At 68.4% G+C, this 11,685-nt stretch carries 11 protein-coding genes; 2 read left to right on the top strand and 9 right to left on the bottom strand.

The window, feature by feature from the left end:
* Nucleotides 1-44 precede the first annotated feature (44 nt).
* The gene (locus tag ABDK56_RS03585) at nucleotides 45-1,826 is read right to left on the bottom strand and encodes an ABC transporter transmembrane domain-containing protein (protein ID WP_349806735.1); all 1,782 of its coding nucleotides are present in this window, start codon (nucleotides 1,824-1,826) and stop codon (nucleotides 45-47) included.
* A gap of 138 nt (nucleotides 1,827-1,964) precedes the next feature.
* Between ABDK56_RS03585 and ABDK56_RS03580 the strand changes: the two genes are divergently transcribed.
* Nucleotides 1,965-3,212 carry a polyhydroxyalkanoate depolymerase gene (locus ABDK56_RS03580; RefSeq protein ID WP_349806824.1) on the top strand — a complete coding sequence of 416 codons (1,248 nt, stop codon included), beginning with the start codon at nucleotides 1,965-1,967 and terminating at the stop codon, nucleotides 3,210-3,212.
* Between the two features lie 26 nt (nucleotides 3,213-3,238).
* On the opposite strand, the gene ABDK56_RS03575 is transcribed toward ABDK56_RS03580, so the two are convergent.
* From ABDK56_RS03575 to ABDK56_RS03560, 4 genes are all read right to left on the bottom strand, one after another.
* On the bottom strand, nucleotides 3,239-4,624 hold the full coding sequence (locus ABDK56_RS03575) for an MFS transporter (RefSeq protein WP_349806734.1): 1,386 nt from the start codon (nucleotides 4,622-4,624) through the stop codon (nucleotides 3,239-3,241).
* Nucleotides 4,621-5,250: a DUF4126 domain-containing protein gene (locus tag ABDK56_RS03570; RefSeq protein ID WP_349806733.1), complete on the bottom strand. Its 630-nt coding sequence runs from the start codon at nucleotides 5,248-5,250 to the stop codon at nucleotides 4,621-4,623. The genes ABDK56_RS03575 and ABDK56_RS03570 overlap by 4 nt, the downstream gene beginning before the upstream one ends.
* Before the next feature lie 56 nt (nucleotides 5,251-5,306).
* The gene (locus tag ABDK56_RS03565; protein ID WP_349806732.1) at nucleotides 5,307-5,777 is read right to left on the bottom strand and encodes a DUF805 domain-containing protein; all 471 of its coding nucleotides are present in this window, start codon (nucleotides 5,775-5,777) and stop codon (nucleotides 5,307-5,309) included.
* A 94-nt stretch (nucleotides 5,778-5,871) separates the two neighbouring features.
* Nucleotides 5,872-6,651 carry a slipin family protein gene (locus ABDK56_RS03560; RefSeq protein WP_349806731.1) on the bottom strand — a complete coding sequence of 260 codons (780 nt, stop codon included), beginning with the start codon at nucleotides 6,649-6,651 and terminating at the stop codon, nucleotides 5,872-5,874.
* A 104-nt stretch (nucleotides 6,652-6,755) separates the two neighbouring features.
* Here ABDK56_RS03560 and ABDK56_RS03555 point away from each other — a divergent pair, with 104 nt between their 5' ends.
* Nucleotides 6,756-7,541, top strand: a complete 786-nt coding sequence (locus ABDK56_RS03555; protein WP_349806730.1) for a hypothetical protein — start codon at nucleotides 6,756-6,758, stop codon at nucleotides 7,539-7,541.
* A gap of 183 nt (nucleotides 7,542-7,724) precedes the next feature.
* Here the strand turns inward: ABDK56_RS03555 and ABDK56_RS03550 are convergent, their stop codons facing one another.
* The 4 genes from ABDK56_RS03550 to ABDK56_RS03535 all read right to left on the bottom strand — a co-directional run bounded on the left by ABDK56_RS03550 (nucleotide 7,725) and on the right by ABDK56_RS03535 (nucleotide 11,628).
* On the bottom strand, nucleotides 7,725-8,909 hold the full coding sequence (locus ABDK56_RS03550) for an acetyl-CoA C-acyltransferase (protein ID WP_349806729.1): 1,185 nt from the start codon (nucleotides 8,907-8,909) through the stop codon (nucleotides 7,725-7,727).
* Nucleotides 8,910-8,923: 14 nt separating this feature from the next.
* A complete protein-coding gene (locus ABDK56_RS03545; RefSeq protein WP_349806728.1) occupies nucleotides 8,924-9,379 on the bottom strand; it encodes a MaoC family dehydratase in 456 nt (151 codons plus the stop codon).
* Between the two features lie 69 nt (nucleotides 9,380-9,448).
* Nucleotides 9,449-10,543, bottom strand: coding sequence for a mechanosensitive ion channel family protein (locus ABDK56_RS03540; RefSeq protein ID WP_349806727.1), 1,095 nt, complete (start codon nucleotides 10,541-10,543; stop codon nucleotides 9,449-9,451).
* 41 nt (nucleotides 10,544-10,584) lie between these two features.
* On the bottom strand, nucleotides 10,585-11,628 hold the full coding sequence (locus ABDK56_RS03535; protein ID WP_349806726.1) for a DNA topoisomerase IB: 1,044 nt from the start codon (nucleotides 11,626-11,628) through the stop codon (nucleotides 10,585-10,587).
* Nucleotides 11,629-11,685: the final 57 nt, after the last annotated feature.

Genomic DNA, 11,685 nt, shown 5'->3' with positions numbered 1-11,685 from the left:
TCCCCCAATACACACCCCGTCCGGCAAGGAGATGCTAACCGGGGTTAGTCGAATTGCAAGCGGGCGAGGCGGGCATAGAGGCCGTCGGCGGCGGCGAGGTCGGCGTGGCGGCCCTGTTCGACGATCCGGCCGCCGTCCATCACGACGATGCGGTCGGCGGCGCGGACGGTGGCGAGGCGGTGGGCGATGACCATCACCGTCTTGCCGTCCATCAGCCGCTCGAGCGCTTCCTGCACCGCGCGCTCGCTCTCCGCGTCGAGGGCGCTGGTCGCCTCGTCGAGCAGCAGCAGCCGAGCGTCGCGGCGGAGCAGCGCGCGGGCGATCGCGAGCCGCTGGCGCTGCCCGCCGGAAAGCCGCGCGCCGCCCTCGCCCATGAAGGTGTCGAGGCCCTGCGGAAGATCGCGCAGGAAGGTCTCGGCATTGGCGTCGCGCGCGGCGGCCCAGATCTCGTCCTCCGACGCGGCCCAGTTGCCGTAGCGCAGGTTATCGCGGGCGCTGGCGGCGAAGATCACCGTCTCCTGCGGGACCATCGCGATCCGCGCGCGCACGTCGGCGGGATCGGCCTGCCTGAGGTCGACCCCGTCGAGCCGCACGCTTCCGCCCTGCGGGTCGTAGAAGCGCTGGGCGAGCTGGAACAGGGTCGACTTGCCCGCGCCCGACGGGCCGACCACCGCCAGCGTCTCTTCGGGCCGGACGGTGAGCGAGAAATCGTCGAGCGCGGCGACCTCGGGCCGGGTCGGGTAGCGGAACACGACATGGTCATATTCGAGCTCGCCGCGTGGCGGCTCGGGAAGGCGGACCGGCTCGGCGGGGGGCTTGATGCTCGGCTCGGCATTGAGCAGCTCCTCGATCCGCTCCGACGCGCCCGCGGCACGGAGCAGGTCGCCATAGACCTCGCTAAGCGCGCCGAACGCCCCGGCGACGAGCCCGCCGTAGAGCACGAAGGCGGCGATCGTGCCGCCGCTCATCCGGCCCGCGGCGACGTCGGCCGCGCCCTGCCAGATGATCATCGTGATCGAGCCGAAGATGACGAGGATGACGCAAAAGGTCATCAGCGCGCGCAGCCGGATCCGGCGCTTGGCGGTGGCGAACACCGTCTCGGTCGCGTCGGCGAAGCGGTCGGCCTCGCGCTGCTGCTGGCCGAACGCCTGGACGATCTTCATCGCGCCGAGCACTTCGCCGGTGATCGTGCCGACGTCGGCGATCCGGTCCTGGCTGCGCGCCGAGACCGCGCGCACCTTGCGGCCGATGAACAGCACCGGGCCGAGCACGAGCGGGATCCCGAGCACCAGCCCGCCCGCGAGCCGCGGCGCGAGGTAGAACAGCATGCCGGTGCAGGCGACGCCCATCACCACGTTGCGAAGCGCGACCGACAGCGAGGTGCCGACCACCTGCTCGATGATCGTCGTGTCGACGGTCAGCCGGCTGGTGATCTCGGCCGGGCGGTTCTCCTCGAAGAAGCCGGGGGCGAGGCGGAGCAGGTTGCGATGGACCGCGAGGCGAATGTCGGCGACGGTGCGCTCGCCCAGCCAGCTGACGAAATAGAAGCGCGCGGCGGTCGCGGCGGCCATGATGAACACCAGCAACATCAGGTAGCGGAACCAGCGGCCGATATCGCCGTGCCCCCCCGGCCCGGCGGCGGCGAAGCCCTTGTCGATGATCAGCTTGAACGAAAAGGGGATCGCCGAGGTCGCCGCCGCCGCGACCAGCAGCGCGAGCGCGGCGCTGGCGATCACCCCGGGGTAGCGCCCGGCGAAACGCCAGATCATGCGGAGGCTGGAGAGCTTCTTGCCGGGTGCGCCGGTCGCCTTGGGTGGTCGGGCCATCGCGGCGCTTGCTAGCAGTGTGTCGCGCGGGCCTCAATCGGGGCGGGGCGGATTGCCGCGCCGCACTATTCGCTTGTGCGGGCGCGAAGGCAGGGCCACATAAGCGGCCATTCAATGGCTTTTCCCCGGGACAATCCGATGCTTTACGACGCCTACGAGGTGCAGCGCTCGCTGCTTGCGGGCGCAAGCCGGCTGGCCGGCATGGGGGCGGGGTGGCTCAACAACCCGGCGAATCCCTGGTCGTACAATTCGATGAGCCCGGTGGTGGGCGCGGCGCTCAAGGTGTTTTCGAACGCCGCCGCGCCGCACGGCAAGCCCGCCTTCGGGATCGACGAGGTCGTCGTCGGACGCAGGCTGGTGGCGGTGCGCGAGGAAATCGTGGTCCGCAAGCCGTTCGGCCAGCTCAAGCATTTCGTGAAGGCGGACGCCGATGGCGCGATCATCGAGGGCCAGCCCAAGCTGCTGATCGTCGCGCCGATGAGCGGCCATTATGCGACGCTGCTGCGCGGCACGGTCGAGCGGATGCTGCCCAAGGCCGACGTCTACATCACCGACTGGCGCGACGCGAAGATGGTGCCGCTCGGTGCTGGGCGGTTCGATCTCGACGATTACATCGACTATCTGGTCGACTTCCTCCACGCGGTGAAGGCCGCCGGCGACGGCAGCCGCCCGCACATGCTGGCGGTGTGCCAGCCGTCGGTCCCCGCGCTCGCCGCGACCGCGCTGATGAACGGGTCGAAGGACCCGGCGCGCCCGGCGACGCTGACGATGATGGGCGGGCCGGTCGATACCCGCAAGGCGCCGACCGCGGTCAACACGCTGGCGACCGAGCGGCCCCACGCCTGGTTCCAGCACAACGCGATCGCCACCGTACCGGGGCTCTACCCGGGGGCGGGGCGCAAGGTTTATCCGGGCTTCCTCCAGCTCGCCGGCTTCATGACCATGAACCTCGGCAACCACCTCGTTTCGCACTGGGAGATGTTCAAGCATCTGGTCGACGGCGACGAGGAGGGCGCGGACGCGACCAAGCGCTTCTACGACGAATATCTGTCGGTGTGCGACATGAGCGCCGAATTCTACCTGCAGACGGTCGACGCGGTGTTCCAGCGGCACCTGCTGCCCAAGGGCGAACTCACCCATCGCGGGGCCAAGGTCGACGTCGGCGCGATCCGCGATACCGCGATGCTGGCGATCGAGGGCGAGCGCGACGACATCTCGGGGCTCGGCCAGACCAAGGCGGCGCTCGACCTCGCGCCGAAGCTGAAGCCCGAGGACAAGAAATATTATGTCGCGCGCGGGGTTGGCCATTACGGCATCTTCAACGGCCGCAAGTGGCGCGAGACGATCGCCCCGGTGGTCGAGAAGTTCATCGCCGCGCATAGCTGAGCGGTTGGCGCCCGAGCGCGCCAAGCTCACCCGCTCGGCTTTCCCTTCTTTCCTGCGAGCCCGACGAACGCGGTGACGCTGGCCGCGGCGGCGACGGCGGCGCTGACGACCATCGCGCCCGCGAAGGCGTGGAGCAGTCCCTTGCCCTCAGCCCCGAGCACCCCCCCGATCAGCGCGGTGGCGATGAGGCCGCCGGTCCGCGACAGCGCGCTGTTGAAGCCCGAGACCATGCCGGTGTGCTCGGCATCGACCGAGGCGAGCACCGCGCTGGTCAGCGGGGCGACCGCGATCGTCATTCCCGCCGCCATCAGCGCCATCGCCGGGAACACGCTTGGCCAATAATGCTGGTCGGCGGCGATCCGGGTGGCGAGCAGGAAGGCGGCGGCGATCAGCAGCGGGCCGATGGTCAGCGGCCAGTGCGGGCCGACCCGCTGCGCGAGTTTGCCCATCAGCGGCGAGAGCAGCCCCATCAGGATCGACAGCGGCAGCAGCGCCAGCCCGCCCTCGACCGGCGAATAGCCCCCCGCGTCGATCAGCACGTAGGGGATCAGCAGCATCGACACCCCGAACGCGCCGTAGAGCAGGAAGGTCAGCAGGTTGAGCGCGACGAAGGCGCGGTCGCGGAAATAGGCGAGCGGGATCATCGCCTTGTCGCCGCGCCGCCACTCGGCCCAGCCGAACGCGATGGCGAGTCCCAGCCCCGCGCCGAGCGCGAAGGGAGCGGTGGGCCCAAGCGCACGGTCCGCCGACCACAGGGTCAGGCCGTAGGTCAGCCCGAGCAGCGCGAGCGTCGCGAGGATCGCCCCGACGGCGTCGAGCCGCGAGGGCTTGCGCTCCTTTACTTCGGTCACCTTCGCCAGCGCGATGGCGATCGCGGCGGCGGCGATCGGAAGATTGATGTAGAAGATCGCGCGCCAGCCGGCGTGGGCGACCAGCCAGCCGCCGATCAGCGGCGCGATCGCCGCCGAGATCGCCCCCGCCGCCGCCCAGATTCCGACCGCGCGCCCGCGCGCCTCGCCATGATAGGCACTGTTGAGCAGTGCCAGGCTATTAGGCAGCAGCAGCGCCGCGCCGACCCCCTGCAACGCGCGCCCCGCAAGCAGCAGCGCGAGCGAGTTGCCAACCGCGCAGACGAGGCTGGCGAGCCCGAAAAGCGCGGTGCCGATCACCAGCCAGCGTCGCCGTCCCTGGTGATCGCCGAGCGCGCCGCCGGTCAGGATCAGCGCGGCGAGCGGCAACGTGTAGGCGTTGACCACCCACTGAACGTCCGCGGCACCGGCATTGAGCGACTGGCGCAGCGCGGGGAGCGCGACGTTGAGCACCGACCCGTCGATGAAGCTCAGCGACGAGGCGGCGATCGACATCGCCAGCGTCCAGCCGGGGGCGGGACGCTTGGGGTCGTCGCGGCTCAACGGGGCGGCTTCGGCGCCGGGCGCGGGCGGATCGTCGGGGTGATGACCAGGTCGAGAAACGAGCGGATCGCGCGGCGCGCGGCGACCACCAGCCAGATCGAGGCGACGACGAGGCAGGCGGCGACCAGCGCGGCGGCGATTGGATTGGCGATGGCCAGCGCGAGCAGCCCGGTCGTCGCGACGTCCTCCCCGGTCGAGACGAGGATGTTGCTGAACGGTTCGGGGCTGGTGTTGACCAGCGCGCGCGCCCCCGCCTTGCCGGCGTGGGCGACGAACGCCGCGCCGCCGCCCAGCAGGAAGCTGACGAGCTGCCATTGCGGATTGCTGCTGTCGACGATCGCCGCGCTGAGCAGCGCCCCGCCGATCGGGCGGATCACCGAGTGGACGGTGTCCCACGCGCTGTCGACCCAGGCGATCTTGTCGGCAAAGAATTCGGCGAAGGTGCCGACCCCCGCCGCGCCGATCACCCACCAGCTCGCCAGGATATCGAGCTGGTGCAGGTTGGCGGGCAGCGCGATCCAGCCGAAATGCATGGCAAGGCCGGTGACCAGCGTGACGAGATAGAGCCGCCACCCCGCCAGCAGCGAGGTCGAGGCGGTAAGCGAGGCGAGCTGGAGCGGGGTCATACGGCACCTTCCGAAACCGGCGAACGGTCCGGAAGGTGCGCATTATTGGGAGAAATTCAATCGGTTAGTTCGTAGCGCCCATCGACCGCCAGGCGGGGATCGGGGCCGAAGCGATTGTCGCCCTCCTGCGGCGTCCAGAACAGCAGCACCAGTCCGCCGATATAGAGCGCCGTCACCGCCAGCGTGATCAGCGGGTAGGCCGCCAGCTGGCGAGAGAACACCATCAGCGCAATGGCCGGAATGATCAGGACCAGCGCGACCGCGCCGGGCCAGCCGCAATCGTGCGCGCGCCGGACCGCGAGCGCAGGGGCGGGCAACAGCAAAAGCGCGCGGGCGATCGCGACCAGCATGTCCGCCTGCTCGGGCGGAGTTTCCGTCATGACGATGCCCCAGTTGAGGATCGCGCCGACCAGCCAGGTGGTCACCCAATAGCCCAGCAATTCGGTCCGCGTCGACCGGCCGGTGAATTCCAGCAGGCGCGGGTAGGCCTTGAACAGGCGGCGAAATTCGAAGTCGTTCTGGTACATATCTCCCCCTTGTCGTACCCGAGCGCCGCCGAGGTGAGCCGATCGTGCGGTCATGGGCAAGGGGAAAACGCCGGGGGCGACGAAGTCCGCGCGCCTATTCCTCCGCCTTCGCAGGGGGCAGGCCGGCGATCTTGCGGGCGGCGTGGATCAGTTCGACGGGCATCATCGCGACGATGGTCGAGTTGTGCTCGGTACCGATCTCGCTGAGCGTCTGGAGGCGGCGAAGCTCGAGCGCTTCGGACGAGCCGCTCATCAGGTTCGCGGCGTCGGCGAGCTTGCGGGCGGCGACTTCCTCGCCTTCCGCCTTGATGATTCGCGCGCGTTTCTCGCGGATCGCCTCGGCTTCCTTGGCGATGGCGCGCTGCATCTGTTCGGGGATGTCGACGTCCTTGATCTCGACCGAGTCGATCGCGACGCCCCATTTCATCGACGCCTCGCGAAGCAGTTCCTGGAGCCGCTTGTTGATCGTGATGCGGTCCTTCAGCATCCCGTCGAGGTCGGTCTGGCCGATCGCGTCGCGCAGCGACGTCTCGGCCGCCTGAACCGTCGCGGCGACCCAGTTCTCGACCGCGGTGACGACCTGCACCGGGCTTTCGGCGCGGAACCACAGCACCGCGTTGACCCGCACCGCGACGCCGTCGCGCGTGATCGTCTCCTGCGTTTCGAGCTGGTAGGTGATGGTGCGCTGGTCGACGCGGACGACCCGGTCGACGAACGGCACCAGCCAGTACCAGCCCGGCCCCTTGCTCGCGCCCAGCCGGCCGAGGCGGAACAGGACGGCGCGCTCATATTCCTTGTTGATGCCGAACGATTTCAGCGCGGTGACGAGGGCGAGGACGGCGACGACGCCGAGCGGGGCGAGGAGAGCGATCATGGAAGAGGCATAGCGCATTTCGTGGCGCGGTGCGCGGGTTGATCGACGGAGTGGGGGAGTCTGATTTGGGTGGAAAGCTGACGTTCTGAAATTAAGAAGCGTTTGTGGACGACGCGCCAGCATCATCATCGGCATCCGACACGACAAAGAGCGCGTGGTGGGAACGTGCAAGCGTGTCAGTATCGGTTGGTGTCTTTCTTGGCGTCCTCTTAATTGTGGCCGAAGATCACGGGTATGGCGGTCTTTTTGAGTGGTCTTTCGGGTTCATCGCTGGAACGACCATTGCCGTCGCAGTATTCTGGGAGAGGCGACATGCGCCATGGTTCATTCCTGCTGTAGCCCTTTTAATTCTCGCCCAAATCGGCCTGCTTGGTTCGCGACATTGGAGCCTGCTGCCTTCCCGCCACACGGGGCTCGCGATCCAGCTCAAGGGTGTTGCAGCCTTGGACTTTGCTGTGAGCGCGTCGTTTCTTTGGTGCGTCCATAGGCTTTTCGACCCTAGGGAAGGCATCAAGGCGCATTGGAGCACGGCGGCTCAAATCGCGGCAGGCGTGATCATCCTGATGTTCATGGGACTGTTCGCCGGCACAGCTCTTCTGATTTCACGAGCGCGAGACGAAAAATTGGCTTCGAGTAAGCAAGTCTTCGCAGTTTCGACGCCACTGGACATGGCAACGATCATCGACTGCCTTGATGATCAAAATGCAGGAACTGAAGAGTGGACTGATGCCCGGGCACGTTATCCAACGAAAAGCGACTTCAATCAGATGTTCGGCAGGACAATTCGACTGATTGATATGGGAGGGTATCGTCTAATTCAGGTCGAAACGTCGAACGCGAGACCACTCCGGCAGGACGAGAAGTCACTTGTTCAGAGATGCAGTGCGTAACGGCTTGGCAATGACCGCAAAGGGTCGTTCGCAGACATTCCTACACGGGCCGTCACGGGAGTAAATCCCGTGACGTCGGTCCTGCCGCGGTTTGCCGCGCAGGCCGGCCGGTCCTTCGCGTCTCTCGGTTAGCGCCGGCGTCGCGCTTTGCGCGTCGGCGGCGCTAGCCTCGGCGCTCCGGACTTACAAGACCTCAAACAGTCCTGCGGCCCCCATGCCCCCGCCAATGCACATCGTCGTGACGACGTAGCGGGCGCCGCGGCGCTTGCCTTCAATCAGGGCGTGGCCGGCAAGGCGCGCGCCGCTCATGCCGTAGGGGTGGCCGATGCTGATCGCGCCGCCGTCGACGTTGAGCAGGTCGTTCGGAATGCCGAGCTTGTCGCGGCAGTAGAGCACCTGCACCGCGAACGCCTCGTTCAGCTCCCACAGGCCGATGTCGTCCATCTTGAGGCCGAACCGGCCCAAGAGCTTGGGGATGGCGAACACCGGGCCGATGCCCATTTCGTCGGGCTCGGTCCCCGCAACCGCCATGCCGACGTAGCGGCCGAGCGGCTGGAGACCCTTCTTCTCGGCGACCGAGGCATCCATGATGACGCAGGCCGAGCTGCCGTCGCTGAGCTGGCTGGCATTGCCCGCGGTGATGTGGGTGTTGGGGCCGAGCACCGGGTTGAGGCTCTGCAGCCCCTCGAGCGTGGTGTCCGGGCGGTTGCCCTCGTCCTTGTCGACGGTCACCTCGTGCATCGAGACCTCGCCGCTCTCCTTGTCCTTGACCCTCATCTGGACGGTGACCGGCACGATCTCGGCGGCGAGGCGGCCCTCGGCCTGCGCGGCGGCGGTGCGCTGCTGCGACTGGAGGGCATATTCGTCTTGGCGCTCGCGCGAGATGCCATAGCGCTGGGCGACCGTCTCGGCGGTGCCGAGCATCGGCATGTAGACGTCCTTGTGCATCTTCACGAGCGCGGGGTCGCCGCCGATCCGCATCTCGGGCGTCTGGACCATCGAGATCGAATCCTGCCCGCCCGCCGCGACGATATCCATCCGGTCGACGATCACCTGCTTGGCGGCGGTGGCGATCGCCATCAGCCCGCTGGCGCACTGGCGATCGATGGTCATCGCGCTGACCTCGACCGGGCAGCCGGCGCGCAAGGCGACCTGCCGGCCGATGTTGCCCGCCTGCACGCCCTGCGTCAGCACGCAGCCCCAGACGACATCGTCAATCTCGCCCGGCTCGATCCCTGCGCGCTCGATGGCGGGGGCGAGGCTGAGCGCGCCGAGGCTGGCGCCCGGGGTGGCGTTGAACGCGCCCTTGTAGGCGCGGCCGATCGGGGTGCGGGCGGTGGAGACGATGACGGCGTCGCGAGCGGACATGGGGAGGTTCCTTCCTAGGTGAAGATGAGGCCGAGCCACTGGGCGGTGAGGGCGGGCTTGTCCTCGCCCTCGATCTCGACCGTGACGGTGTGTTTCAAGAGCAACTGGCCCGGCGCCTTTTCGTCGGCGGCGTCGAGCGTGAAATGGCCGCGCACCCGCTTGCCGGCGCGAACCGGGGCGAGGAAGCGGACCCGGTCGAGCCCGTAATTGACCGCCATCTTCGTGCCCTCGGGGACGTGCATCGCGTCGGCGGCCATGCGGCTCAAGAGCGACAGCGAGAGGAAGCCGTGGGCGATGGTGCCGCTGAACGGGGTGCGCGCCGCGGCGTCGGGATCGACGTGGATGAACTGCCGGTCCTCGGTCGCCTCGGCGAAGGCGTCGATGCGGTCCTGCGTGACCTCGATCCAGTCGCTGGTGCCGACCGGATGGCCGACCTTCGCGCGGATGTCGTCGAGGCTGGAGACGGGCATGGCCGCCGGTCTAGGCCGGGTCGAAAGGCGCTGACAAGGGGCGCGAAAGCGACGCTACGGAAAGGACGGCTAGGCCTCGGCCGGCGGCTCGGCGGGGAGGCTGACCTGCGCGGGAATCGCCAGTTTCAGCCCTTCGCGGGCCAGCGTTTCGATCCAGCCGATGACGATGGCCGCCTTGGCGCGGGCGAGCGTGTCGGCGTCGCTCGCGCGGTGGTCGTAGGTCAGCTCGCCGTCGATCGACGAGGTGCCGATCCCGGTGACGACGCAGCGCACGAGGCGGCACGCCGACTGCGGCTTGACCACCTCGGCCGCCAGCGCGTCGAGCCGGCGAAGCGCGTCGGGCGGGGTGGTGAGGACGAGGCTGAACGGGATCGTCACGCGGCGCACCTTGGCCTCGGCGATGTTCGACAATTCCTGGCTCAGCAGCTTGGTATTGCCGATGACGACCTGCTCGCCGCTGATCGCGCGGACGCGGGTGGTCTTCAGCCCGATCCGCTCGACCGTCCCGGTGATCGGCGGCGCGTTGCCGAAGCGGATCGTGTCGCCGCGGCGGAACGGGCGGTCGAACACGATCGCGAGGGCGGCGAACAGGTCGGCGAAAATGCCCTGCGCGGCGAGCCCGATGGCGATGCCGCCGACGCCCAGCCCGGCGACCAGCGCGGTGACGTTGACCCCCAGATTGTCGAGGATGACCACGGTGGCGAGCGCGAACAGCGCGACGCTGACCAGCACGCGGATGATCGCGCTGGCATTGCCGAGCGTCGTCTCGCCGGGTTCGTCGCCGATCCGCCGCCCGATCGCGCCGAGCACCAGCTCGCGCGCCCACAGCGCGCCCTGGATCGCGAAGGCGATGGTGAACAAGATGTCGGCGAGGTGCGCGACCTTCGGCGGGGGGTCGGCGTAGCTGGCGACGATGTCGATCGCGGCGGCGACCATGAACCAGACATGGGTGCGCGACAGCACCGCGCCGATCACCCCGCGCCAGCGCGCGCAGGCCGGGTCGCCGCCCAGCAGCCAGCGCCCGAACGCGCGGACGATCAGCATCAGCCCGACGATCCCCGCCGCAACCAGCAGGCCGATCGCCAGCGAATGGGTGTTGGCCGCGATCCAGTCGATCGTGGTGGTGACGTGGCGGCCGGTGGCGAGGGGGAGCGCGTCGTTCACGGGCGCGGCGGTTACCGGGGGCGGGACCGCCGGGTCAAGCGTCAGGCTGCGTTGGCCTTCTTCGCCTCATTTTCGTTGGCGGCGCTCCTGCGGCGGCGCGCGCGGCGCGGCTTGCGCTTGAGGAAGGCGAGGAAGCCGGTCTCCGCACTCGACAGGCGGCGGCGCGCGCGCGGGCGGGTCATGCCGTGGAGCGGGTCGCGCGCGTCCTCCTGCAGCGCCTCGATCAGGCAGGGGTGGACGTAGCTCTTGCGGCTGATCGTCGGGGTATTGCCAAGCGCCTCGGCGACCGGCTCGAGCACGGTCTTGAGCGTCTGCCGTTCGCCTTCCTTCGACGCGAGCAGCTGCTCGAAGAAGATCACGCTCGCGCCCCAGGTGCGGAAATGCTTGGCGGTGAAGTCGCTTCCGGTCGCCTCGCGGATATAGGCGTTGACGTCGGCCGAGGAGATCGGGTGCGGCTCGCCGTCCTCGCCGACATATTGGAAAAGCATCTGGCCGGGCAGTTCCTGGCACTTGGCGACGATCCGCTTGAGGTTCGAATCGCTGATCGTCGCCTCGTGGACGATGCCGTGCTTGCCGGTGTAGCGCATCACCATCTTGCCGCGCTTCTTCCGCAGGTGGCGGCGGCGCAGCGTCGACAGGCCGAAGCTCTTGTTGGCCTTCGCATATTGCTCGTTGCCGATCCGCATATGCTCGGTATCGAGCAGTCGGACGACCGCGGCGAGCACCGCGTCACGCTCGACCTTGCGCTTCTTGAGATCGCTCTCGACCCGCTTGCGGAGCTTGGGCAGCGCCTCGCCGAACTCGCGGCAGCCGTCATATTTCGACGCGTCCTGCCTCGCGCGATAGTCGGCGTGGTAGCGATATTGCTTGCGCCCGCGCGCGTCCTTGCCGGTCGCCTGGATGTGGCCGTTGGCGTCCTTGCAGTACCAGGCGTCGGTGTAGGCGGGGGGAAGCGCGATCGCGTTCAGCCGATCGATCTCGTCGCGGTCGGTCAGCCGCTTTCCCTTCTCGTCGAAATATAGCCAGTAACGGCCGTGGCGCTTGCGGGTGTAGCCGGGTTCCTGGTCGGACGAATGGCGCAACATAATCGGGACCTTTGACGTTTCAGGCAATGAAGCCGCGAGCGCGGCCGCTGGTTCCCC

Source organism: Sphingomonas sp. ASV193 (assembly GCF_040203355.1).
Classification (GTDB): Bacteria; Pseudomonadota; Alphaproteobacteria; order Sphingomonadales; family Sphingomonadaceae; genus Sphingomicrobium.
This window is presented reverse-complemented; position numbering and strand designations above follow the sequence as displayed.

Coding starts and splice junctions, on each gene's coding strand:
- ABDK56_RS03585 (WP_349806735.1), bottom strand. CDS start 1,826: ATGGCCCGACCACCCAAGGCGACCGGCGCACCCGGCAAGAAGCTCTCC.
- ABDK56_RS03580 (WP_349806824.1), top strand. CDS start 1,965: ATGCTTTACGACGCCTACGAGGTGCAGCGCTCGCTGCTTGCGGGCGCA.
- ABDK56_RS03570 (WP_349806733.1), bottom strand. CDS start 5,250: ATGACCCCGCTCCAGCTCGCCTCGCTTACCGCCTCGACCTCGCTGCTG.
- ABDK56_RS03565 (WP_349806732.1), bottom strand. CDS start 5,777: ATGTACCAGAACGACTTCGAATTTCGCCGCCTGTTCAAGGCCTACCCG.
- ABDK56_RS03560 (WP_349806731.1), bottom strand. CDS start 6,651: ATGATCGCTCTCCTCGCCCCGCTCGGCGTCGTCGCCGTCCTCGCCCTC.
- ABDK56_RS03550 (WP_349806729.1), bottom strand. CDS start 8,909: ATGTCCGCTCGCGACGCCGTCATCGTCTCCACCGCCCGCACCCCGATC.
- ABDK56_RS03545 (WP_349806728.1), bottom strand. CDS start 9,379: ATGCCCGTCTCCAGCCTCGACGACATCCGCGCGAAGGTCGGCCATCCG.
- ABDK56_RS03535 (WP_349806726.1), bottom strand. CDS start 11,628: ATGTTGCGCCATTCGTCCGACCAGGAACCCGGCTACACCCGCAAGCGC.